This window comes from Ruegeria sp. HKCCA5763, from assembly GCF_013034545.1.
GTDB lineage: Bacteria > Pseudomonadota > Alphaproteobacteria > Rhodobacterales > Rhodobacteraceae > Ruegeria.
The window spans coordinates 161979-185123 of sequence record NZ_WQGF01000004.1 but is presented as its reverse complement, the minus strand read 5'-3'; the positions used below and the strand labels follow the sequence as shown (position 1 = coordinate 185123).

Genomic DNA, 23145 nt, shown 5'->3' with positions numbered 1-23145 from the left:
ACCCCTGATTATTCCGCAAGGAAAATGACGTATTTGCGTTGACTAAAAGACCGCAACCGGACCCGTTGTTCCTCTGACGATGCGCTCTAATTCGCAGCAGATTCTAAAAGGCTCAGGATCATCTGAGGTAATGTAATCGGTAAACCTCTCACCAGCGAGTTTTCCAATGGTTTCTGCTGGGATGCGAATGGTGGTGAGCCCAGGTTCAACATCCGCAGATCCTTTGAAGTCTCCTATGCCGATGATGGATAGGTCGTCGGGAACCTTCAAGCCAAGACTTTGGGCTGCAAACAATCCACCCTGCGCAATAACGTCATTTCCGCAAAGCAGCGCCGTCGGGCGAGCATGTTCAGTTAAAAGAGACATGGCGGCCTGCTTAGCCTGAGAAACACTGTAGGGAGCTTCAGACTCATGTTCGCTGGGAACGGAAATACCTTTTTCGTTAAGCGCTTCGCGGACGGCAGAAAGCCGATTTTGAGCCCGATCGTTGCCTGTGGTTTTCGGAAAGATCAACCCAATGTGACGGTGGCCCAAGGCCAATAGGTGCTCGGCTGCAAGGTGCCCTGCCAATCGATTGTCAGCCCCAACACAGGGCAGCGGACAGTCCTCCGAGTAGTTCCATATGGCTAGCGCTGGTGTTTTCTGCTGCTCGATCAGCCGGGTCGTAGCGTCGGAATGCTCCAATCCTACCAGCGCTACTCCGTCCACGCGATGCTCTAAAAACTTGCGGACCATCGCGTATTCACGATCGAGGTCATAACTATGGGACGCCAATAGCAAGCTGAACCCGGCTCTATCGATGGTCTCCGAAAAGGCCTGAATGACTTCGGCAAAAATGGCGTGGTTAATCGTCGGGACAACAAGACCGATTGTACCGGATCGTTTGCCATGCATCGTCTGCGCCGCCCGGTTTCGAATATACCCCAGCTTCTGCACTGCTCGGTTGATCTTTTTCCGAGTCGCGGGACTGACCAAATTCGGGTGATTGAAGGTGCGTGACACCGTGGACGGTGACACTTTTGCAGCCTTTGCAACCGCCACTATATCCACCTTACCCTTCTGATAATTATCCATTATCTTCTTCCGATTGGTCGAATTTATGAAAACATTTGCAATACTATTTTCATCGCCTAACCTGATTTGTCAACAAAAGGTAAAGTTTGGCCCAACGGGTTGGGAGGCCCTGAATGGAGTTCATATATTATTTCGGAGAAGTGTTCACGCCGCTGTCGTTTTTGCTGCTTTTGGGCGGCACGATCGGAGGGCTGATCCTGGGCGCGACGCCCGGCTTGTCACCCACAATGGCGGTCGCATTGCTGATTCCGTTCACCTTCCAACTTGAAGCGGCGCAGGGGTTGATCCTCCTGGGTGCTGCCTACACCTCAACTGTAGCAGGTGGTGCGGTCAGTGCAATTTTGCTCAAGATCCCTGGTGCACCAGCCAATATTGCGACAACTTTGGACGGGCACACCATGGCCAAGCAAGGTCAGGGAGCACGGGCATTGCAGCTGTCATTCCTCGCCTCGGCCGTGGGCGGCGTCTTTGGTGTTCTGCTGTTGATCTTCTTGACCCCGGTTCTAGCAAAATGGGCCTTGGCCTTCGGCCCCTCGCACCTGTTCTGGCTGGCCATTTTGGGTGTGACAGTGATCGGGACGTTGGATTCCCCCTCGGTGGTCAAAGGTTTGCTGTCAGGCTGTATCGGGTTGTGGCTGGCTACCATTGGATTTGACGACATCATGGGAGCACAGCGCTTTATCTTTCACCCCGCTTTGGGCGGAGGCATCAATATCATTGCCGCGCTGATTGGCCTGTTTGCGATCCCTCAGGTATTGACGATGTTTGCGAAGGGTCGCCACAACAAGGGTGCCGAAGTCATCGAGGTTCAGCGCCATTCGATCCTGGCCGCGATTCGAGAACTGACCAGCCGAACCCGTGCACTTGGCATCGGCACATTGACCGGTTCGATCATCGGCCTGATACCCGGTGTTGGCGGACAAATCGCTGGGTTGGTCGCCTATGATCAAACAAAGAAGTTTTCAGCTGAAAAAGACAAGTTTGGCACAGGGCATTCCGAGGGTGTGATCGCTGCGGAATCCGCCAATAACGCGATGGTCGGCCCGTCTCTGGTGCCGCTGCTGACCTTGTCGATCCCGGGCAGTCCAACCGCTGCGGTTTTGCTGGGTGGGTTGCTGATCCACGGGATTTTTCCAGGCTCGGACCTGTTCGACAATCACCCGGACGTAGCGTGGACTTTCATCAACTCGATGCTGATCGGACAAGTCCTAATGTGCATTTTTGGTCTCTATGTTGCCGGTCTGGCCGCACGTGTCGCGCAGGTACCGCAGTCGGTCATGGCGGCCATCGTTCTGGCGCTATCGGTCTTCGGCGCCTATTCGGTTCAGGGCTCAATGGGTGATGTCTATGTCATGGCCTGTCTTGGCATTAGCATGTTTTTCTTGGAACGTTTTGGCTTTTCTGCCGCTCCTCTTGTTCTGGGTCTGATCCTGGGACCCATCGCCGAGGCCAACTTCATTCAAGGCGGGATGATCGCCGACGCGACGGTGGGCAAAGCTTCGTATTTCCTGACCGGTGGATTGAACCTGCTGCTGATCGCGGTGGTGCTGGCTTCAGTAGCTTACTCGGTTTGGATGGAACTGCTCCATCGTCGCTACACCACCAAAGAGGAGGCGCAGGCATGAACCGTTCGCAGCATGTAATTGGGTCTGGTGTGGTCTTTGCAGTAGGTCTTTGGGTGACCTGGGTCAGCTATACACAGCAACCCGCCGAAGCGTTCTTGTTTCCACGTCTTATCGCATCGGTCTTTGTGGTTCTGGCTGGCTGGACTTTTGGTAAGGCAGTCATGGGACTGTCCAAGGTCGGAAACGGCATGACACGGACGATGTTTATTAACATGATGCCGGGGCTGATCGTGACGCTGATCTACGTCTTTTGGGCGGCCAAGTCATTGGGCTTTTACACAGCGACCGCAATCACGTTTTTTGCTCTACTGTCGATCTACGATCCAGCCTCACATTCCGAAGCCAAAACCTGGGTCAAACGCGGCGCCATCACAGCGATCTTTGTGACCGTGATGTACGGCCTCTTTGCCATGCTTCTGAACGTCTACACACCAAGGGAAATTCTGTTCTGACCGCACGAGAGATGCGGGTGGACTAAAACAAGGAGGAAATGCAAATGAAACGAATGATTGCAGGGATAGCCTTGGCTCTTATGAGCCTGACGGGCCCGGTGGTGGCCGAGGAATTCCCCGAGCGACCGATCATGATGATGGTTAGCTATGGCGCAGGTGGCGCTACAGATTTTCAGGCGCGGATTGTCACAATGACGTCCGGAAACGAGGACGCGTTGGGGATGCCCATCGCCATCATCAACAAGCCCGGCGCAGGTGGACGCGTGGGCTGGAACTGGTTTGCGACGCAAGCTGAGGCTGATGGCTATACGTTGGCGGCCTATAACGTACCACATTTTATCGCACAGTCGATCAAGGGCGGTGTTGAGTACTCAACCGACAGCTTCGAACCCATCGCAAACTGGGGTGCCGACCCGGCAGTGTTTGTGGTTGGGGCAGACAGTCAATTCAATTCGATGGAAGACGTCGTCGCCTATGCCAAGGAAAACCCTGGCAAGTTGACTGTTTCCGGTGCAGGCCTTTTCGTGGGCCACCACATCGCAGCCTTGCAGATTGATAAGGCTGCGGGAACCAAGATGGCCTACATCCCAACCAAAGGCGGCGGGGCCGCAGCCATGAAAGCAGTGATTGCAGGTGAAGTCATGGGAGGCATCAACAACCTGTCGGATGCGTTCAGGGCACAAGAGGCGGGCAACGTCAAAATCCTTGGTGTCGCTGATCTTGAACGCAGTTCATTCCTGCCGGACGTTCCGACAATGATGGAGCAAGGGCTGGACGTCGACAATTCATCGGTCAACTTCCGGGGTGTGATGGTGCCCAAGGGGACACCGCAAGACGTAATCGACAAACTTGCAGCAACGGTCCCAGAAATGTTCGCCAACGACCGTGTGACCAAAAAGATGAAAGCCGGTGGATCACCGATGCACATCATGACGCGCGATGAAGTGAAAGAGATGTGGGCGCAACGCCAGCAAACTCTGAACGAATTGCTGGCTGGTCTGTGATCTGAACAACATTTGCGGGGCGGAACCGGTCCGCCCCGAATAAACAATTGAGGACCAAGATGAACGCTCGGGACGGGATTTACCCAGAAATCGCTGAAGTGGATCGTATCGTGACGCGCGCACGAACGGCTCAGGCAGTTTACGAAAAAAAAGGCTGTCAGGCTCTTTATGACAAAGCAGCGTTGGCGGCTGGTTGGGCAATTATGGAACCTACCCGCAATCGGGCGCTTGCTGAGATCGCGGTGGAAACAACCGGTCTGGGCAATGTGCCCGACAAGATCACAAAAAACCACCGCAAGACATTGGGCCTGCTGCGAGATATAGCCAAGGTGAAAACCTACGGTGTCATCAATAACGATCCGGCGACCGGTATGACCGAAATCGCTCGTCCCATCGGCGTAATAGGCGCAGTCGTGCCGTCGACCAACCCTGCTGCGACGCCCGCCAACAACATCATAAACGCACTTAAAGGCGGCAACTCCATCGTGGTGGCGCCATCGCCTAAAGGCGTGGCGTCTTGCGAGATGCTGATTGGTTACATCCACGCTGAATTCGACAAGCTGGGCTTGGATCGTAACTTGGTTCAAATGATTCCTGCTCCGGGTTCAAAGGCCAAAACCCAGCGACTGATGGAATCTGTTGATCGGGTGATATGCACCGGTAGTCAAAACAACGTTCATCGCGCGCAGTCCTGTGGCACGCCAGCTGTCGCAGTTGGTGCTGGCAATGTGACTGTGATTGTGGATGAAAGTGCAGACTTGCAAGCAGCTGCAGCCAAGATCACGGCCTCGAAATGTTTCGACAACGCGACGTCCTGCTCATCTGAAAATGCTCTGGTTGTGGTGGATGCGATCTATGACGCGTTCGTGGCCGCAATGGCCGCTGAAGGCGGTGCCTTAGTGCCTCATTCCGAAGCAAGTGGCATCATCGCCAGGCTTTGGCCCGATGGTCATCTCAACCGTTCAGCCATAGCGCAAGATGCGGATAAAATGCTCGAAGCTTTGGGAATGGCAGGAAAAGTGCCCGAAGGGACCAAGTTTTTGGCTGTAGAAACCGATGGCATAGGACCCGATCATCCATTGTCCGGCGAAAAACTCAGCCGAGTTTTGGCGCTGTACCGCGCGGCTGATTTTGAAGAGGCCAAGGTTATTGCCACACGTATTCTAGAACATCAGGGGGCCGGGCATTCCGTCGGCATTCACACCAAGCACGACATACGCGCCGTTGGATTGGGACGTGACTTGCCCACCTGTCGGGTCATTGTGAATCAGGCGCATACCTTCGCAACTGGAGGCAGTTTTTCAAATGGCTTGCCGTTTTCACTCTCAATGGGTTGCGGCAGCTGGGGCGGCAATGCCATCGACACCAACCTGCACTGGAGACATTTCGTCCAGACCACTAAGATCGTACGAGAAACACCCCCGCTTGAGCCCGGACTAGAGGAAATTTTCAGCGACTACTGGTCGGAGGTCGGCCAATGATGGAACCACCCAAGGGAACCGTCCGTGATTGGTTGGACCTAAGAGCAAGCCAGGGGGGAACTGGTTTTGTTTTCCCGGACGGGGCACCTGATCTTAGCTGGAGTGAACTGCGCGAAACGGCCCAACGTATTGCTGTCATGCTAACGGGAATGGGTGTGGCAAAAGGCGAGAGCATTGCGATCCTCTATCCCAATTGCCGCGAAGCGCTTGAGGTCTTGTTCGGTGTTCTCTACGGAGGATTCCGCGCAACGATGATTAACCTTGTCGCCGGTGACAGCGCCATCGCTTATGCACTGGAGCACAGTGGCTCACGCTATGGCTTTGTGCACTCCAGCCAAACGCAATTGTTCGAACGAACAGCCGATCCCAACAGAATTACCCGGTTGCAGGTTACAGATGCCGCCGATCCCAAAGTCGAGCTTCACAGCGTTTCGCCCGACAGCCATGCGCTGTTAATGTACACGTCAGGAACCACCGGGCGCCCCAAAGGTGTAGTTCACACACATTCCAGCCTACTGGCAGGCGGCTGGACGACGGCGGTCGCTCATGAGTTGTCCGAGGTCGATCGCGGATTTTGCGTATTGCCGATCTACCATATCAACGGGCTCTGTGTGACCGTCATGGGAACGCTTGTTTCAGGTGGTTCGTTGGCCATGTCCGAACGGTTTTCGGCCAGTCGGTTCTGGGACAGTCTGAGCAAGTCTCAAGCGACCTGGTTTTCAGTTGTACCTACCATCATTTCTCACTTGTTGCACTCAGACACTAAGCCGGATGCGTGCACTCGTCAGCGCGTGCGTTTTGGTCGTTCCGCATCTTCGGCTTTGGCACCAGATGTACAGCGGGCCTTTGAAGACCGTTTCGAAATCGCGATTGTGGAAACGATGGGATTGACTGAAACCGCTGCTCAAATTTTGTCCAACCCCTTGCCACCCGGTGTGCGTAAGATTGGTTCACCAGGTATCCCCTATGGAAACGAGGCCGCCATTTTTGATGCGAACATGCAGCCCGTTCCGCGTGGGATAGAGGGCGAACTGGTCATTCGCGGGCCAAATGTGATGCTGGAATACCTCAACGACTGCGACGCAACCGCAGGCACGTTCAGTTCTGACGGATGGTTAAGAACAGGTGATCTCGCACGGATGGATGACGACGGATATGTTTTTGTCACTGGTCGACTGAAAGAACTGATCATCAAAGGTGGTGAAAATATTGCGCCGCGTGAGATAGACGAAGCGCTCTATTCTCATCCCGATGTCGTCGAGGCCGCAGCGTTTGCCCGACCCTGTGACAGCTACGGGGAAACTGTCGAGGCAGCCGTGAAAATTCGCGAAGGTTCTCAGCTAACACCGCTGGGTTTGTTACAACTATGCGAAGTCCGATTGGGCCGATTCAAGTCACCCGACGCAGTTCACATCTTGTCTGACCTTCCAAAGGGGCCATCTGGGAAAATCCAGAGAAACCGAATCCTCGAAATCGTTGACGAGGAGGCATGACTTTGGGATGTGACTGCCCTTGCCTTCAGATCGATTGAATGCCCAACAGCCGTTTTTTTAAGGAACGCCACAGCAAAGCAAGCCTAGCTTGCGCGGCACGACAAAATTGAGAAACCTGACGCCGAAAGCACAAGATCCATTCGTCACATCAAACACCTATCAAAACACCGTACATGTCTAAGGGTCGAGTCAAACAGCAGTGATGTCACACGGACTTAAGTAGTAAGTGATAATATTGGGGCTGACCGCCTTGTCACGGTCAGTCTCTGCCGTCACGCTCCGCCCCTGAAGCATTGCTTCAATGTGTTTCTACCGGTTCCTCACGGATCACCGGACTTCCCCAAACTTCTCGCATTGTGAAGCATTGAAAAAGTGTGGCACCTCGTCTCGAATCATCCTGAAATGGCCTAACGTCAGACCATACGGACGACCCGTTCAACGAAGTGCCACCGGGGGAGAACACCCTATAGTTGGCTCGGCACCACAAGGACTGGAATCGTGGATCTGCGCAACACCCGTTTCACAACAGTGCCTAGGAATGTATGTGACGTGCCATGCTCGTGCGACCCCATCACGACCAAGTCGCAATTCAGGTCTCTGGCGCGTTTCAGAATCGATTCCGCAGGATGCCCATCGATCAATTCCACTGAAGTCACGGCAGAGTAGTTCTCTTGATCTTCAGGGGTCAGAGACTTCAGGAAATCATGCTGATTGTCCGTGAGCAGCGATTTAACCGCTGCATGCCGGTCCTTGATGGCCTGCTTGCGGGACTTATCGTCCTGGATGAACATCCTCATGGTGACGATGGCATCCTGCGACAACGGTTCTGTAACATGCAGCACATGGGCTTTGGCCCCATGTGCTATTGCAATGCTCAATGCGTGCCGAAGCGCGTTGTCTGCGTTTTCCGAAAGGTCCGTCGCGACCAGAATGTTCTGTATTTTGGGTAACATTGTCTTCTTCCTCCGTTTCGCGGATCAGTACCCAAAGAACCTTGGGAGCCACAACGCTATTTCAGGCACAAACGCGATGATGAAGATCGCCACAGTGTTGATGAAGGCAAACGGTAGAGCCGCCACTGAAATGCGTTCGATCGAGATATTGGAAATACCTGACGCGATAAACAGGTTCTCACCCAAAGGCGGCGTCTGGAAACCGATGCCCAGCGTACAGACCATGACTACACCAAAGTGAATCGGATCGATCCCCATACTGTAGGCCACTGGTAGCATCACCGGAACCAGGATCAGAATGGTTGCCAATGTCTCCATGAACATGCCGACGAACAGCAGGAACAGGATCACCAACGTCCAGATGATGTAGATGTTGTCGGTGATCGACAGCATCCCGTCTGCAATGATGGCAGGGATCTGATTTTCAACCAGCAAGCGGCCAAACACCGTCGCCGTGAACATGATCAGCAGCACGCGGCCGGTCAGCCAGGTTGTCGTCTCCAGCGAGGTGAAAAGCTTTTCCCAGGTCAGTTCACGATAAATGAACGCACCCACGATCAGCGTGTAGAAGATGGCTACGATCGCAGCTTCAGTCGGAGTGAAGAAACCCGAATAGATGCCGCCCAGAATGACCAGCGGAGCCATAAGCGCCCAGAAACCCCGATACAATTCGCACCAGATATGGCGGGCAGACCAACCTTCCGTGGTACCTTTGTAGCCGTGCTTTCGGGCCAAAATATAGTTCATGATCAGTAGGCTACCGGCAATCAGGAAAGCCGGGAGAAAGCCCGCGATAAACAGTTTCGGGATCGACACGGTTTGGAAAGTGCCATGTTCAGCCACCGCCTCGGGTGGGGGCGGCATGCCGAGGGCCGCGATGCCGAAGATGATCAGCGGAATCGATGGCGGGATCACGATGCCCAAACCACCGGATGAGGCCGTGATAGCCGACGCATAGTCTCGGCTGTAGTTACGCTGGATCATAGCAGGGATCATCAGCATGCCCACCGCCGCTGTTGTCGCAGGACCTGAGCCCGAGATTGCACCGAAGAACAGACAGGCAAAGACCGCTGCGGCAGACATGCCACCAGTGAACGGGCCAGCAAAACTTTCGGCTACGTTGATCAGCCTGCGGGACAGGCCCGACGCCTCCATCAATGCACCAGCCAGAATGAACGCGGGTAGCGCCATCAGCGGAAATGAGCCCACCGAAGTAAAGGCAATCTGCACGAACTTGATTGGGTTTTCATCCAGTACAAGGAAGGTAACCAGCGTAGAAACGCCCAACGCAACTGTAATCGGCGCGCCGATGAACAGCAGCAGAAGAAACCCGCCGAACAGGATATAGATGATTTCGGTGCCCATTACTTGCCCCCTTCTTCACCGAGCTCAGCGCGGACCTCGTCCAGATCAACCTTGTCCGGATCTTTTAGATCTTCGCCGAGAATGATTTTTTTGTAGTTCACCTGAATGATGCGAACGGTCATCAGGGCAAACGCGATGGGCAGAACGATGTAAACCCAACTAAGGTGAAACCCTAGCGTCTGTGACGACTGAAACTTGTTCATCCGGTTGAAGATGAAGTCCAGCGCCAGATAGACGAAATACAGGTTGAAGCAGATCCAGAACAGATCGGCGAACGCTTCGATGTATTTGATCGCACGGTCCGGCAGGAATTTGAACTGAAACGTCACCCGGTTGTGGGCGCCCATCTTGGCCGCATAGCTCGCACCGAAAAACACGAACCAGACGAACATGTAGATAGACAGTTCTTCCACCCAGGAAAACGAGAAATTGAACACTGTTCGGACGACAACCTGTAGGAACAACAAGCAGACAAACGTCGCAAGCAGAAAGCGGCAAAGGTAGCTTTCTATGTTGTTGAGTATCCCTAAAAAGGTTTTCATATGCCCCTCCCTAGAAGTGAGAGAGCGCCACTCGGGCGCTCTCTTGTTTTTGTTTTATTTATTCGGAAACCGGGTCGCGACCGATTGCAGCCAGAACGGCGTTCAGCTTTTCAACGCCGCCGATGCTTTCATAGAACTTCGGCCAAACAGCTGTGGTTGCCAGCTCGATGAACTCGGCCTCGTCGTTTTCAGGGACGTGGATTTCCATGCCTTTTTCGACCAGCAGCTCTTTGATTTCAGCTTCCTTGTCGCGCAGGAACTGTGCGGAAGCCTGAGTCGCGGCTTTGCCTGCTTCCAGAACAATCTCTTGATCTTCGGCGGACAGACCTTGGAAGACCTGCTCGGACACGATCAGCGGCTCGATCGAGAAGATGTAACGGATTTCAGTTACATAGTCCTGAACTTCGTAGAACTTCATCGCGTTGATGGTGGTGTAGGGGTTGTCCTGACCGTCAACAACTTTGGTCTGCAGACCTGCGAAGGTTTCCGACCACGCCATCGGAGTCGGGCTGATGCCCCACGCCTTGTAGGTGTCGATCATGATCTCGTTCTTGGGAACGCGGATGACCAGACCTTCAAGGTCAGCAACCGACTTCACAGGTTTCTTCGAGTTCGTCAGAACGCGGAAGCCTGTGTAGGTCCATGCGATGATGCGAACGCCAGCGTCGTTGATGGTGTTCTCGGTCAGTTCCTGGCCAATCGGACCTTGGGTCAGCGTTTCCGCGTCTTCCAGGCTGAGAATCACGTAAGGCAGCGTGAATACGCCAACCGTCGGCGAGAACGGAGTGACGTTGTTGATCGCCAGCAGCGACATGTCCAACGTGCCGATTGCTGCTTCGTTGACGGTGTCCTGCTCTGAGCCGAGCTGACCATTCAGGAACAGTGTCGCGGTGTGCTTGCCGCCTGACAGTTCTTCAAGTTTCTCCTTGAATGCAAGGCCTGTTGCTTCCTGGCTGGAACCGCCGCTGTCACCGACAGCAATCTTAAAGTTCTTGGCGCTTGCCGGTGCGGCCAATGCCAATGCGCCGAGCGACGCAGCCGCCGCAAATGTTTTGATACTTTTGAGCAGAGTCATAAAACCTCCTCCTGTTCGTTGGTTTTGGAAAGTGTTCCGACATGAACAATTGCCCACCAGACCCACTTCGCACGAACACTAGGTTGTTTGGGTTGTGCAATTAATATAAAGTAGTCGAAGTAAAGGTGCAGAAAAATACACGTAAAAAATGCCACAGAAAAAAGCAATCACCAACATCTCTGACGTCGATATAAGGCTCCTTCAGGTATTCCGTACGGTCGTTTCGTGTGGTGGCTTTACAGCCGCAGAATTTGAACTCAACATCAGCCGATCAACAATCAGCAAGCATATTGCCGATCTTGAAACGCGGCTGGGCACAAAACTTTGCCACCGCGGCGCGGCAGGCTTTTCTCTGACATCGGACGGCAAACATGTGCTTGAAGCGTCGAACGAGTTGTTCTTGGCCATAGACAAATTTCAGAACGGATTAGGAGATGTTCGGTCGGAATTGACCGGTAAATTAAGGATAGCACTATTTGATCATTCCACTTCAAATGAGGAATCCAACCTCGATGAAGCGATCAAACGATTCATCGACAAAGCGCCCGGCGTGACACTGGACATATCCATGGAACCGCCGAACATTATCGAAGAAGGCGTGATTAATGGGCGCTTCAACCTCGGTATCGTACCCTTGCACCGACAGTCACCGATGCTGTCTTACTCAGAACTTTATGTCGAAAGAATGCGATTGTTCTGCGGTCGGGACCACGATTTGTTTCAGTCTGCGTCTGACGACGTCCCTCTAAGTAAACTTCGGCGGTACAATTATGTCGGACTTAGCTTCAACTCACCCAACATGGCTGTTCACCAAAAGTTGATGCTCAGGAAATCCGCATTTGTACAAAACGAAGAGTCTTTGATGCTTTTGATTCTATCCGGCCGGTACTTGGGATTCGTGCCAACGCATAAAGCCCGCACTTTGGTTAAAGAGGGGCACCTCAAACAGATCAATTGCCCTGAAGCCGAGTTTTCTTCGACCATGGCTGCGATTGTACGGAAGAGCGCATCAAAAGGTCGTCGTTTGAACTTGTTTTTGGATGTTCTGCGTTCGTCTCACGGCTGACAGAAGTGTTTTGTCGACGCACTCAGGTTTGTTTTCAGCTCTGGAATATCGAAGCGTAGCGATCCCTTGATGCGCTTCTCGCTTTGTGAAGCAGGCAGTCGTATTCTGTTCTGTGTGAGACCGGGCAACGTAAGCCTTTGCGTATCGTTAAGATAATACCGCTGAACTGCTCTGCCAGAGAGCGAGATGCTTTCCGTCGGATTTCGAGAAGATGGCCACAGAAAGCTGGAAGAAATCACGCGGTTCAGTGCACATTTTTCAAAAGCACGGATCACGCCGCAACGCGGGCCTCAATGTCGCCTGACTGTCTTTGCTTCCTAGAGTTGGGCCACTATTTTTGCCGAGAAAAAACAATGACGAGCTAAACTTCAAAGAGTTTGCAGGGGAAGGCATGGGCTGGGTGACAGGCCAACTGCATCGGCGAGGGCAACGTTGGTTATATTGCCTTGCTCCTGCAGCGTAGACAGAATGTTTATATCGATCCGGTCAAGCTTTGCATTGTCTATCATGATGTCGTCTCCTGAGCGTTCTACTCAGCCAATTCTGCTTGATGGGCCTTGGCCATGTCGATCATGCTGTTGAACTGGAAGTCGTACTTTGGCATTTCACCAGGGTGCATGGTTGCGCCAAAGCCTTTCTTGTCATGCCGACGATAGATCCAGCAATTCGCCAAGCCAAATTTGTTTGCGGGGGCGTGATCATGGAACATGCTTTCTGCGGTATGCAGAATTTCATGCTTTTGAATGCCCTGACGAGCCAGCATTTCGATCATGTAGTCAAAGTTCCGATCAAAAGGTTTGTAGCTCCCTACGTCCTCTGCTGTATAAACACCGTCAAAATGCACGCCAAGACGGGTGTTTGCTGCGGCAAAGGTCGTATTGTCCGTGTTGGTCAGAACAAACAGTTTGTAGTGCTTTTTGAGATACTGCAGCGCTTCGATAGTGTCGTCAAACGCTTTCCAGTGACGCGCATGTTCGCCATACGCAACGCACTGCTCCCAAGTTACCTCAACGCCCCACTCTTCGGCCAAACGGCGATAAACGGTTGGCAGCAATTCGTGATACTTCTTCGCGGGTGTATAGCGCTGCGAAGTGCTCTCGTAGAATGCATGAGCCTCAAGGATTTCGTCGCGCGTCAGGTTACGGCTCACAAGATCAGTAAGTGTTTTCAAACCGTCGATCATGCCGCCTTCCCAATCGAGAAGCGTTCCATACACATCGAATGTCAGGGCTTTGTAATCGCTAAGTTTCATCGGTTTATCCTTCCATATCCGATACTGCATCCAGAGTCGCGCGAAGCCGGTCAACCAAAGGTCTACTTCGCTCTCGGTTAGGGGGCAACACAAGCTACTGCGGAGGCGCGACGCCTAGTGCACAAGGCGATCAGTTGATCATCAGTATGCAAAGGATGAACGCAATTCGCGAGGTTGATGCCAATAACCTCTCGATGACAGTCGAAGCAGGATGTCTGCTTTCGGAAATACAATCGGCGGCGGCCTCTGAAAACTTATTCTTTCCGCTTTCACTCGGATCGCAAGAGTCCTGCCAAATCGGTGGAAATATCTCAACCAACGCTGGCGGTGTTTCAGCTGTACGCTATGGTATTACAAGAGATCTGGTCCTCGGGTTGGAAGCCGTTCTTCCTAATGGTGAGATCCTGAACAACCTGTCGCCACTACGCAAAGACAATCGTGGGTACGCGCTACATCACATGTTGATTGGGGCTGAGGGTTCACTGGGAATAATCACCGCGGCATCCCTGCGTTTGCTTCGTGCACCCTTGTCACAAGCGACCGCATTTTTGGCTGTACGCGACATCGGGGATCTGATGCCCTTGCTGGCGATGGCCCAAAGTGCCACAGGTGAGGCCGTCACGTCCTTCGAGTACATATCGAACTCGTCTCTACAACTTCTGCTGAACAAAGTGCCGGAACTACGGCGTCCGACAGAGGAGCCAGCGGAGCACTATGTACTGATCGAAGCTGCGACATCCTCAACTATTTTGTCCCTTGATCCCGCAATGGAAGCGTTTTTCGAAGCAGGGATGGAACAAGGTTTGATCCTTGACGGGGCAATTGCGTCCAGCGAACAGCAGCGCAAAGATTTTTGGAATCTCAGAGAACATATACCTGAGGGCGAGGTGCTCAATGGTAGCTCTGTCAAACACGATGTGTCTGTAAGAGTCTCGCATGTCGGGCGCTTCATTGAACTTGGGTCAGCATTGGTAAACCAGTATGGGCAAGGTGCTCGTCTCTCCATCTACGGACATGTTGGAGACGGAAACATACACTTTAATCTCTTGGCGCCAGAAGGTGCAGACAATGCAGCATTTCTTGAAATGCTCCAGACTGAGATATCTCCTCGGATTTATGACCTTGTCGCAAAAATGGATGGCTCATTTAGCGCAGAATACGGGTTGGGGCAGGACAAAATTCAACTCAACGAAGCTTTTGGGGACCCTGTTAAGCGTGCGCTCATGTCGACACTTAAAGAGGCGATTGACCCCAATAACATAATGAACCCAGGTAAAGTGGTTCGACCTGGCAAACTCGGTTCAGAGGCCGAGGCCTCAAGCGTGTAGAGGTCGAAAATAAGCTGCAAACAAAACCCTCGTGTTGAATCGTGAGCCGCACTCATAAATCAAGTTGGCCGAGAGAATCCTCGGCCGCTTGGTTGCGATGCGGAATTGTTGCTGATGCTGAAAAGCGTTGGTTGCCTGGCACCAGCCAAGTCGACAGGGTGGAAATACCTCAAGTTGTCGTTTTACAAAGCCACCGGTTCATCAAACGCCAGATTAGGCCGATCTTGGGTTTCAAGCCTTCTGATTCCGCGGCATCCGCTCTGGCCGGAATTGAACGGACTAATATGATCCGCTAGCATCAATTCAAGCAAGTGCTCGCGTCGTTTCAACAATTTGCGCAACGATTTATATCCGCAAACCGTTGAACCTATGTTCCAAGGATTCCTGCTGATTTCGCCCAATTGCGCGGATTATAGCATACCGCGTTCTTCCAGCACTTTACGTGCAACCCGAAAACATTCCAACGATTGCGGAACGCCGCAATATATGCCGATCACGTGAATGATCGAGCGGATTTCTTCTTTGGTTACGCCGTTGTTCAAAGCGCCATTGCAGTGAATTTCCCATTCATGCATTTTGCCCAGAGCGCCTATCATGGTGAGGTTCAGCATCGAACGAGTCTTGTGATCGATTGTGTCGTCACCCCAGCCAAAGCCCCAGCACCAAGCGGTCATGGCTTCCTGAAACGGGCGAGTAAAGTCGTCGGCGGCTGCCAGGTTCTTTTCGACATACTCGGCGCCCAGCGTCGATTTGCGCTGTTTCAAGCCGTGTTCGAATAGGTTGTCGTCCACGTTATTCTCCTTTGATGAAAAGGGCGGTCCTCCAGTTTGACCGACCCGATTGAGTTTTGTTGTTCCGACAGCGTCGTTGAGACATTGTTATCTTCGCAAATCGGAAAGTTCAGGTAACAAATGCGCCGACCAGCCGCTTGGTGGTATTAATTAGGTCCTTTGTGAAGCCACGACAGAACCCGACTTTTTTTGTGAGTTCGGTCACGCATGGCTTAATCGGCACTTGGTTTGCTCCTCATCGTCGATGGTTTTTTCCGCTGATCAACTCCGCAACCGGATGGCCACGTTTTTGGTCTGGACATAATTCCAAAGCGCTTCGCGTCCTTTTTCGCGCCCGTACCCGGATTTTCCATAGCCGCCGAATGGCGTTTCCACCCCGCCTGCATACCATTCGTTGACAAAGACCTGACCAGCACGGATCTGCCGTGCGGCCCGCGTTGCCCGGTCGATATCGCGTGTGAAAACACCGCCGACCAGCCCATAGGGTGTTCCGTTTGCAATCTCGATAGCCTGAGCATCATCACGGAATTTCAGAACCGAAAGGACCGGTGCAAAAGCTTCTTCATTCGCGATGTTCATCTCAGGTGTGACGTTGGTCAGAAGGGTTGGTTCCAGAAATGCGCCGGGGATATTCATTTTACGACCGCCGGTGGCTACCGTGGCCCCCGCCGCGATCGCATCAGACACCATACCAGCCGCACGATCACGCTGTGCCTCGCTGACCATCGGACCCATATTCGGGCCAAATTCACCACGTTCGATACCCGGACCGACGGAAAGGTTGCGTGCGACATTCGAAATGCGTTCGACCAGCTCGTCATGGCGACTTTCGTGTACGATCACGCGGCTCATGGCTGAACACACCTGACCCGCGTTGAAGTAGATCCCCCAGCGCACATCGCTTTCAAAGGCGTCCAGATCAGCGTCATCATGCACGATGGCTGCGGATTTTCCCCCAAGCTCCAATACACAGGGAACCACATTGCGCGCGGCTGCGCTGGCGATTGCGATACCGGTCGGTACAGAGCCTGTGAAGACGATTTGATTGACATGCGGATGCGCCGACAGCGCCGCACCAGCCTCGTGACCCAAACCGCACAGGATGTTTACGGCGCCTTTAGGCAAGCCAACAGCTTCGGCCGCGTGGGCGAACCAAGCATTGGTCAAAGGTGTCAATTCAGGCGTCTTGATCACTACGGTGTTGCCAGTCGCCAGCGCGGCCGAAAGGGAACGCGCGGTCATTTCAACCGGGTAGTTCCAAGGAATGATTTGAGCGGATACCCCAAATGGCTCATACGTGGTGAAATCGAAGTAGTTGGCGCCAAGCGGGATGGACCGCCCCTCGACCGTTTCAGCCTGATTTCCGTAATATTCGAAATACCGGGCCGCGCCTTCGATCTCAACGCGCGCTTCCCAGAGCGGCTTGCCCTGTTCAAAGGTCAGAACCGGGGCAATCTTGTTTATGTTATCCAGCAGGTACCGGCCCATAGCCTGTACCATGCGGCCACGTTCCACGGGGCGCAGTTCGCTGAGCGCACCTGAAAGATGCACGCGGCGGGCCGCCATTACAGCGCGATCCACATCCCCGGCATCAGCCAGCGCCTGTTCGGCCAGCTTTTTGCCTGTCCCGGGGTTGAAAACATCGATCCGACCTGCACCACCATCGATCCAGGTGCCGTCCACGTAATTCTGCCAATAGGGCTTCACGTCGTGCATTTCGCGCATCTCCAAAGCTTCGGAGGGCAAAACACCCTCCGAAAAAAGTTGTTTAACTGTGCTGGGCTTTATTCCACCGCCTCACGCATCCATTGCTGGAGCTTGGCGATGGAATGTTCACTCATGACGCCGCAGGCGGGGTCCAGAACCAGCGGGCCGGGAACGTAGCCTTTGGATTTCAGCCCGCGGTGAACGGATTCGACAAGGCGGATGTCTTCTTCGACCGTTGTTTGGCGGTCTTGTACCGCGAGCCCCCGGATAACATCGCTTTCATGACCGCCTTCGGTGTACCAGCCGCGCCATACGGTGCAGGTGTCCACAGTGTTGGCACGCCAGTGATAGGTGTTCAGCACGTTACCCGGATAGCACTGGAACGAGAACATCGGCCACAGGAACCACGACTGATAGTCGCCTGCATGCGGAACTGACATGTCGATCGGATAGGTCATCTTTTCCAACGCCTGACATTCAGTGGTGTGACGCAACACGTAACCGCCGCCCACGTCGGGTTGAATGTCGTAAGTTTCAGGCTTTACAACGCCTTCTGCAAAAGTGGGGTGGTTAGAGGGGCAGTGGTAGCATTCGGAGTAGTTTTCGATCGAAACTTTCCAGTTGCAGTTTTCCGGAATCTCGACCCATTCCAGCGGTGCCAGGTCGTTTATACCAGGCACGTATTCCGAAATCTCTTCCCTCACGCCGGGATACCATTCGTCCATGGGGGCGGCATCTTTGTCGAGGTTGACGAAGAGGAAGCCCAAAAAATCTTCGGTGCGAACCTCGGTCAGGCAGATTTTTTCGCGCTGAAAGCCGGGAACGTTCTTTACGTTAGGGCCTGCGCGCAATCCGCCGGTCAATTCATAAGACCACTGGTGGTAGGGGCACACCACTACGCGGGTATTGCCGGTGCCGGTAACCATTTCATGAGCCCGGTGCTGGCAGACATTATAGAATGTACGAATGACGTTGTCGCGCCCACGGATAGCAAACAGGTTCTGACCGGCAATCTCAAACGCGAAATAATCGCCGACATTGGGGATGTCGTTGGCGTGACCCGCAAATTGCCAGGTCCGCATCAGAAGACCATTCATCTCATTTTCAAAGACTTCCGGGGCGGTGTAGAATCTGGCGTCCAGCGAATGGGTCAGCGGGGCGTTCATGTGTGTTCCTCCTGGTAAAGGCCAAGCTGATGACGGCGTATGTGAAACTCTTCGACCCGCTCGACGATTTCATCACTCGACACAGCAACAACAAAGCTGAGCAGTGTTTCTAAAAGTGCAATGATAGACAGGGAAGAAGGATAGAATTGAGGGGTGTCTACCGAGACAATGAAACTATGCTGTGCCGACAAAATTATCGGGCTGGCGGGCGAGTCTGATATTCCAATGACAGTGACACCTTGCTTTCGCGCGATGTCCACTGCCTCGACGACTTCAGTACGATAGGGATGACACGTGATGGCAATCAGCACATCCTTCTCATCTGCCCAAGCCAGGTCATCAATAGCCGTTGATCCAGGCCGGGGGATCGCATGAAAGTCTGTCATCCCCGTGCGGGCCAGATATGTGAAGTTTGACGCACTCGAGTTGTTTATTCCAACGCCGAGGGTATAGACGGAACGTGCCGACCAAATAACTTCTGCTGCGGATTGGAGCTGTTCGGCATCAATTTCTGCAAAGGTTTCTTCTATGTTCCGAATGGCGGAATCCAACAGGTCGGCATAGAGTTCTCCAAGGTCACCAGTGCGCCTGATTCCCTGCAGCCAACGCGCCCGGTCCGGGAAAGAAACGTCACTTCGACGAATCTCATCACGAAATGGCTCGCGAAAGTCTCCATATCCTTCAAAACCGATTTGCCTGGCCATTCGCACAACCGTGTTTGGTTTTACTCTGGCAGCCTCGGCTATCTCACGCACGGTGGAAACACCAACTTCCCGTGGGTTTTCCAAAACATATCGCGCGGCTTTCTGAGCTTCGGGTGTCAAAAGCGTCAATTCCTCTGACAGGCGCCCCAGAACCCCAGTTGAAACATCTGTACCATTCATTGCGAGTCTCGGTATGTACATTTGTGCCGTTAGACATTGACACTGGTACATATGTGGCAATAGGAAGTCCATAGAAATCTGCGACTCTCGAACAGGAATTCTTGCGATGTCCACAAAAGAACTGCCCGAACGCGCCAAGGTCGTCATTGTTGGTGGCGGCGTTATGGGATGCGGCCTAGCGTACCACCTAGGTCATGAAGGCTGGGGGGCTGAGACCGTCCTGCTGGAAAAAGCTGAACTGACAAGCGGGTCGACTTGGCACGCCGCAGGTCAAATCACCCATTCCACCAGTTCTTATGGTTTGGGCCGCATGGTCGACTATAACATCGGCCTGTATTCAAAGACGCTTGAGGAAGAGACGGGGCAAGCCGTAACGTGGCACGGCTGCGGTTCCTTCCGTCTAGCCTACACCGAAGACGAAATGGATTGGCTGCGCCACACCCTGTCGGTGGGTCGTTCGCTCGGCTTCAACATTGAACTGGTGGGCCCGGACTTTATTGCCGCGAAGCACCCGTTCTATAACCTCGAAGGCGTTCTGGGCGCGCTTTACACTCCGGATGACGGCCACGTTGACCCGTCGAACGTGACCATGGCCATGGCCACAGGTGCCCGTCAGAAAGGCGTGAAAATCTTCCGTCACTGCCGCGCCACCAACATCACCCAAAACGATGCAGGTGATTGGGTGGTCGAGACCGAGAAGGGCACGATTATCTGCGAGCATGTGGTCAATGCTGGCGGCACTTACGCTCGTCAGATGGGCGAATGGTCGGGCCTGCAACTGCCGATGACCTCGATGACGCACCACTATTTCGTAACCGAGAACGTACCTGAGTTTCAGGATCTGGACACCGAACTGCCGGTGATCCGCGACGACAAACAGGTCTCAGGCTACATCCGGATGGAGCAGAAAAAGGGCCTGATCGGGATTTACGAAAAAGAAAACTCGAACTCGGTCTGGCATGACGAATGCCCATGGGAATACGAGAACTGGCTGTTCGAGGCCGATTATGACCGCGTGATGCCCTGGCTGGAAAACTCGCTGGAACGGATGCCGATCTTTGCTGAACTCGGCATCACCCGCGAAGTGCATGGCGCGATCAGCCATCCGCCGGATGGCAACCCGATGGTTGGCCCCGCTCCGGGCGTCAAGAATTACTGGTGCTGCTGTGGTACACAGATCGGTATCGGTTGGGGCCCTGGCCTGACCCGTGAACTGGCCAAGTGGATGGTTCATGGGGCCGCTGACATCTCGATGCGTGACTACGACCCGCGCCGCTTTGGCGCCTATGCAAAGAAAGACTGGCAGGTCATCAAAGCGCACGAAGATTACAAATTGCGCCATGAGATCCCCTTCCCGCACTTCAACCGTCTGGAAGGCCGCCCGATCAAGCCGTCGCCGCTATATGAACTCCTCAAGGACAAAGGCGCGGTCTACGAAGAAGTCTATGGTTTCGAACGTCCCCGTTGGTTTGCAACCGAAGGTGTCGAGCAGCACGATCACTACAGCTTCCGCCGCAACGTGGTGCATGATGTGGTCGGTGCCGAGGTCAAAGCCGTCCGCGAAAACGTCGGCATCATGGATGTGACCGCTTTCACCAAGGTCGAGGTTTCGGGACCGGACGCCTATGCGTTGTTGGACCGTCTGACCGCCAACAAGATGCCGCAGAAGACCGGCTCGATCACGCTGACCCATATGCTAAACCGCCGGGGCCGGATTGAGTTGGAAACCACTCTGGTGCGGATGGCGGATGACCGCTTCTATCTGGTCTGCGCGGCCTTCTTCGAGCAGCGCCTGCTGGACCACCTGAACCACAACCGTGCCGATGAGAATGTGACCATCACGCCACTGTCCGCTGGCTGGTCGGCCCTGTCGCTGAACGGTCCGAAATCGCGCGAAGTTCTGGCACAGTGCACCGATGCGGACCTGTCCAATGCCGGTTTCCGCTGGCTGTCGGCTCAGGAAATCACCGTGGCCGGTCACAAGGTCTGGGCGTTCCGCATGTCCTATGCCGGCGAGCTGGGTTGGGAATTCCACATGCCGGATGAGGCCTGTGTGGATGTCTATACGGCCCTGTGGGCTGCTGGCGAGCCGCATGGCATCGTCAACTATGGCTCTTTTGCCATGAACGTGATGCGGATGGAAAAAGCCTTCCCCGGCGCGGGCGAACTAACCAACGAGGTCACGCTGCCCGAGGCCAATGTGGGTCGCTTCTTCAAGCTGGACAAGGAGTATCTGGGTGTCGAAGCCACACGCGTAAGCGCCGAGCAGACCGAGAAAGGCGAAATGCCCTGGGTCTGCGCCTATCTGGAAATCGAACCAGACGGGATCGAAGACGGACATGGTGGCGAGGCGATCAAGTTAAACGGCGAGATTGTTGGCGCGACAGCATCTGTTGCTTACGGCCACACGGTCGGCAAGATTCTGGCCTTTGCCTATGTCAAGCCGCACGCCAACGTGCCGGGTCAGGAGATCGAAGTGATCGTCGCAGGTGAACCCCGTAAGGGTCGCATACTGGGCGAGCCTGCCTACGACCCACAGAGCAAGCTGCCTCGCACCGACGCACCCGTTGCGGTTCCAGCTTAAAACAAAACCGGCGGGCATAAGATCAGGTGCCCGCCACCCAATACCGACAACTCAGATCAGGACACTGACCGTTTGGCAACATCGTAGTAACGCCCTGAAGCATCCTGCGACCCCAATAGAAAGACCGAAAAACCTGCCATTTGCGCAACGGGTTAATGAAAGGAAACCTGACGTGAAGATCACCCGCATTGCTGCCTGGGAAGTCCCGCTGACCAGCCATGAAACATATTACATGGCAGATGGGAAAACCTGTGACACGACCATTTCGGTGGTTTTGCGTTTGGACACGGATACGGGCTTGTCCGGCTGGGGCGAAGTCTGCCCGATCCCGCATTACCTGCCCGCCTATGCCAAGGGCGTGATCCCGGCCATTGCCGAATTGGCTCCGGTGCTCATTGGTGCGGACCCGGTGGGGCCGGAAACCGTCATGGAGCAGGCCAACAGGTATCTTCACGGCCATGGTTACGCAAAATCCGCGCTCGATATGGCGCTGTGGGACCTGACCGGCCAAGCCGCCGATCTGCCGGTGCATCGCCTGCTGGGAGGTCGGCAGGTCAAGGACATGCCGCTTTATCACTCGATCACATGTGTGGCGCCGGACGAAATGGCGCGCATGGCACAAGATGCTTATGACAATGGGATGCGCCAGTTCCAGGTCAAGCTGGGCGCTGATGGCGACTGGCAAACGGATGTCGAGCGACTGGCCAAGGTGCGCGAAACCGTGGGTCCGGGCCCGCTGGTTTATGGCGATTGGAACTGCGGCACTGACGCGTTAACCGCGATCCGGGTTGGTCGTGCTGCGGCCCATCTGGATGTCATGCTGGAACAGCCCTGTGCCACGCTTGAGGAATGCGCCCACGTGCAGCGGACCACAGGCCTTCCGATGAAGATTGACGAGAACGCGCATGACATCGCCTCGATCTTCGCCGCGCATCAGGCCGGATGCATGCAGGCCGTGGCATTGAAACTATCCAAGATGAGCGGCCTGTCTGCCATGCGGCAAATCCGGGATTTGTGCCTGACGCTGGGCACCCAGATGTGTATCGAAGATACCTGGGGCAGCGACATCACCACCGCCGCGTTGCTGCATCTGGCCGCGTCCACACCTGCGCGTGGTATCATGAACACGTGCGACCTCAGCCACTATGTCGGCCCGCGTCTGGCCCCCGATGGCCCTGTACGCGAGAACGGCCGCATCACACCACCAGAAGGGCCGGGTCTGGGCGTCACACCTGATGCCGACGCTTTGGGCCAGCCCGTCACCATTATCGATTGATCCAAACCTCATCCCGCCGAGAGACCT

At 54.2% G+C, this 23145-nt stretch carries 19 protein-coding genes and 1 pseudogene; 9 read left to right on the top strand and 11 right to left on the bottom strand.

The window, feature by feature from the left end; genetic code table 11:
* Positions 1 to 42: 42 nt before the first annotated feature.
* Complete coding sequence (locus GOV89_RS09340) at positions 43 to 1074, bottom strand: LacI family DNA-binding transcriptional regulator (RefSeq protein ID WP_171176528.1); 1032 nt, start codon at positions 1072 to 1074, stop codon at positions 43 to 45.
* A 113-nt stretch (positions 1075 to 1187) separates the two neighbouring features.
* On the opposite strand from GOV89_RS09340, the gene GOV89_RS09335 reads away from it, so the two are divergent.
* Genes GOV89_RS09335 through GOV89_RS09315 form a run of 5 tightly spaced genes read left to right on the top strand, consistent with a single transcriptional unit; the run spans position 1188 to position 7129 of the window.
* Complete coding sequence (locus tag GOV89_RS09335; protein WP_171176526.1) at positions 1188 to 2699, top strand: tripartite tricarboxylate transporter permease; 1512 nt, start codon at positions 1188 to 1190, stop codon at positions 2697 to 2699.
* A complete protein-coding gene (locus tag GOV89_RS09330; protein ID WP_171176524.1) occupies positions 2696 to 3151 on the top strand; it encodes a tripartite tricarboxylate transporter TctB family protein in 456 nt (151 codons plus the stop codon). Before GOV89_RS09335 ends, GOV89_RS09330 begins: the two co-directional genes overlap by 4 nt.
* Positions 3152 to 3195: 44 nt before the next feature.
* Positions 3196 to 4155, top strand: a complete 960-nt coding sequence (locus GOV89_RS09325; protein WP_171176522.1) for a tripartite tricarboxylate transporter substrate binding protein — start codon at positions 3196 to 3198, stop codon at positions 4153 to 4155.
* Positions 4156 to 4214: 59 nt separating this feature from the next.
* Positions 4215 to 5636 carry an aldehyde dehydrogenase family protein gene (locus GOV89_RS09320; RefSeq protein WP_171176520.1) on the top strand — a complete coding sequence of 474 codons (1422 nt, stop codon included), beginning with the start codon at positions 4215 to 4217 and terminating at the stop codon, positions 5634 to 5636.
* Entirely contained in the window at positions 5633 to 7129 is a 1497-nt protein-coding gene (locus GOV89_RS09315; RefSeq protein WP_171176517.1) for a class I adenylate-forming enzyme family protein, read from the top strand. The genes GOV89_RS09320 and GOV89_RS09315 overlap by 4 nt, the downstream gene beginning before the upstream one ends.
* Positions 7130 to 7593: 464 nt before the next feature.
* On the opposite strand, the gene GOV89_RS09310 is transcribed toward GOV89_RS09315, so the two are convergent.
* Genes GOV89_RS09310 through GOV89_RS09295 form a run of 4 tightly spaced genes read right to left on the bottom strand, consistent with a single transcriptional unit; the run spans position 7594 to position 11064 of the window.
* Positions 7594 to 8082 (bottom strand): universal stress protein, encoded by a 489-nt coding sequence (locus tag GOV89_RS09310; protein ID WP_171176515.1) that lies wholly within the window; start codon positions 8080 to 8082, stop codon positions 7594 to 7596.
* A 24-nt stretch (positions 8083 to 8106) separates the two neighbouring features.
* Positions 8107 to 9447: a TRAP transporter large permease gene (locus tag GOV89_RS09305; protein ID WP_171176513.1), complete on the bottom strand. Its 1341-nt coding sequence runs from the start codon at positions 9445 to 9447 to the stop codon at positions 8107 to 8109.
* On the bottom strand, positions 9447 to 9989 hold the full coding sequence (locus GOV89_RS09300; RefSeq protein ID WP_171176511.1) for a TRAP transporter small permease: 543 nt from the start codon (positions 9987 to 9989) through the stop codon (positions 9447 to 9449). The genes GOV89_RS09305 and GOV89_RS09300 overlap by 1 nt, the downstream gene beginning before the upstream one ends.
* Before the next feature lie 58 nt (positions 9990 to 10047).
* Positions 10048 to 11064: a TRAP transporter substrate-binding protein gene (locus tag GOV89_RS09295; protein WP_171176509.1), complete on the bottom strand. Its 1017-nt coding sequence runs from the start codon at positions 11062 to 11064 to the stop codon at positions 10048 to 10050.
* A 148-nt stretch (positions 11065 to 11212) separates the two neighbouring features.
* On the opposite strand from GOV89_RS09295, the gene GOV89_RS09290 reads away from it, so the two are divergent.
* Complete coding sequence (locus GOV89_RS09290; RefSeq protein WP_171176507.1) at positions 11213 to 12130, top strand: LysR family transcriptional regulator; 918 nt, start codon at positions 11213 to 11215, stop codon at positions 12128 to 12130.
* Positions 12131 to 12516: 386 nt separating this feature from the next.
* On the opposite strand, the pseudogene GOV89_RS09285 reads toward GOV89_RS09290, so the two are convergent.
* Both GOV89_RS09285 and GOV89_RS09280 read right to left on the bottom strand, forming a co-directional pair.
* A pseudogene (locus GOV89_RS09285) lies at positions 12517 to 12639 on the bottom strand (winged helix-turn-helix transcriptional regulator); the annotation flags it as partial.
* Between the two features lie 20 nt (positions 12640 to 12659).
* Positions 12660 to 13382, bottom strand: a complete 723-nt coding sequence (locus tag GOV89_RS09280) for a haloacid dehalogenase type II (RefSeq protein WP_171176505.1) — start codon at positions 13380 to 13382, stop codon at positions 12660 to 12662.
* A 14-nt stretch (positions 13383 to 13396) separates the two neighbouring features.
* Here GOV89_RS09280 and GOV89_RS09275 point away from each other — a divergent pair, with 14 nt between their 5' ends.
* Positions 13397 to 14710: an FAD-binding oxidoreductase gene (locus GOV89_RS09275; protein ID WP_348540083.1), complete on the top strand. Its 1314-nt coding sequence runs from the start codon at positions 13397 to 13399 to the stop codon at positions 14708 to 14710.
* Between the two features lie 410 nt (positions 14711 to 15120).
* Here GOV89_RS09275 and GOV89_RS09270 read toward each other — a convergent pair whose 3' ends face one another.
* The 4 genes from GOV89_RS09270 to GOV89_RS09255 form a co-directional block, all read right to left on the bottom strand.
* Entirely contained in the window at positions 15121 to 15501 is a 381-nt protein-coding gene (locus tag GOV89_RS09270) for a carboxymuconolactone decarboxylase family protein (protein ID WP_171176503.1), read from the bottom strand.
* A gap of 261 nt (positions 15502 to 15762) precedes the next feature.
* Positions 15763 to 17217 carry an aldehyde dehydrogenase family protein gene (locus GOV89_RS09265; RefSeq protein WP_171176501.1) on the bottom strand — a complete coding sequence of 485 codons (1455 nt, stop codon included), beginning with the start codon at positions 17215 to 17217 and terminating at the stop codon, positions 15763 to 15765.
* Positions 17218 to 17285: 68 nt separating this feature from the next.
* Entirely contained in the window at positions 17286 to 18374 is a 1089-nt protein-coding gene (locus GOV89_RS09260; protein WP_171176499.1) for an SRPBCC family protein, read from the bottom strand.
* Positions 18371 to 19258, bottom strand: a complete 888-nt coding sequence (locus tag GOV89_RS09255) for a MurR/RpiR family transcriptional regulator (RefSeq protein ID WP_171236318.1) — start codon at positions 19256 to 19258, stop codon at positions 18371 to 18373. Before GOV89_RS09255 ends, GOV89_RS09260 begins: the two co-directional genes overlap by 4 nt.
* A 106-nt stretch (positions 19259 to 19364) precedes the next feature.
* Here GOV89_RS09255 and GOV89_RS09250 point away from each other — a divergent pair, with 106 nt between their 5' ends.
* Together GOV89_RS09250 and GOV89_RS09245 are read left to right on the top strand one after the other, a co-directional pair.
* On the top strand, positions 19365 to 21842 hold the full coding sequence (locus tag GOV89_RS09250) for an FAD-dependent oxidoreductase (RefSeq protein WP_171238012.1): 2478 nt from the start codon (positions 19365 to 19367) through the stop codon (positions 21840 to 21842).
* 172 nt (positions 21843 to 22014) lie between these two features.
* Positions 22015 to 23118: a mandelate racemase/muconate lactonizing enzyme family protein gene (locus GOV89_RS09245; RefSeq protein WP_171238011.1), complete on the top strand. Its 1104-nt coding sequence runs from the start codon at positions 22015 to 22017 to the stop codon at positions 23116 to 23118.
* The last annotated feature ends 27 nt before the right edge of the window (positions 23119 to 23145 follow it).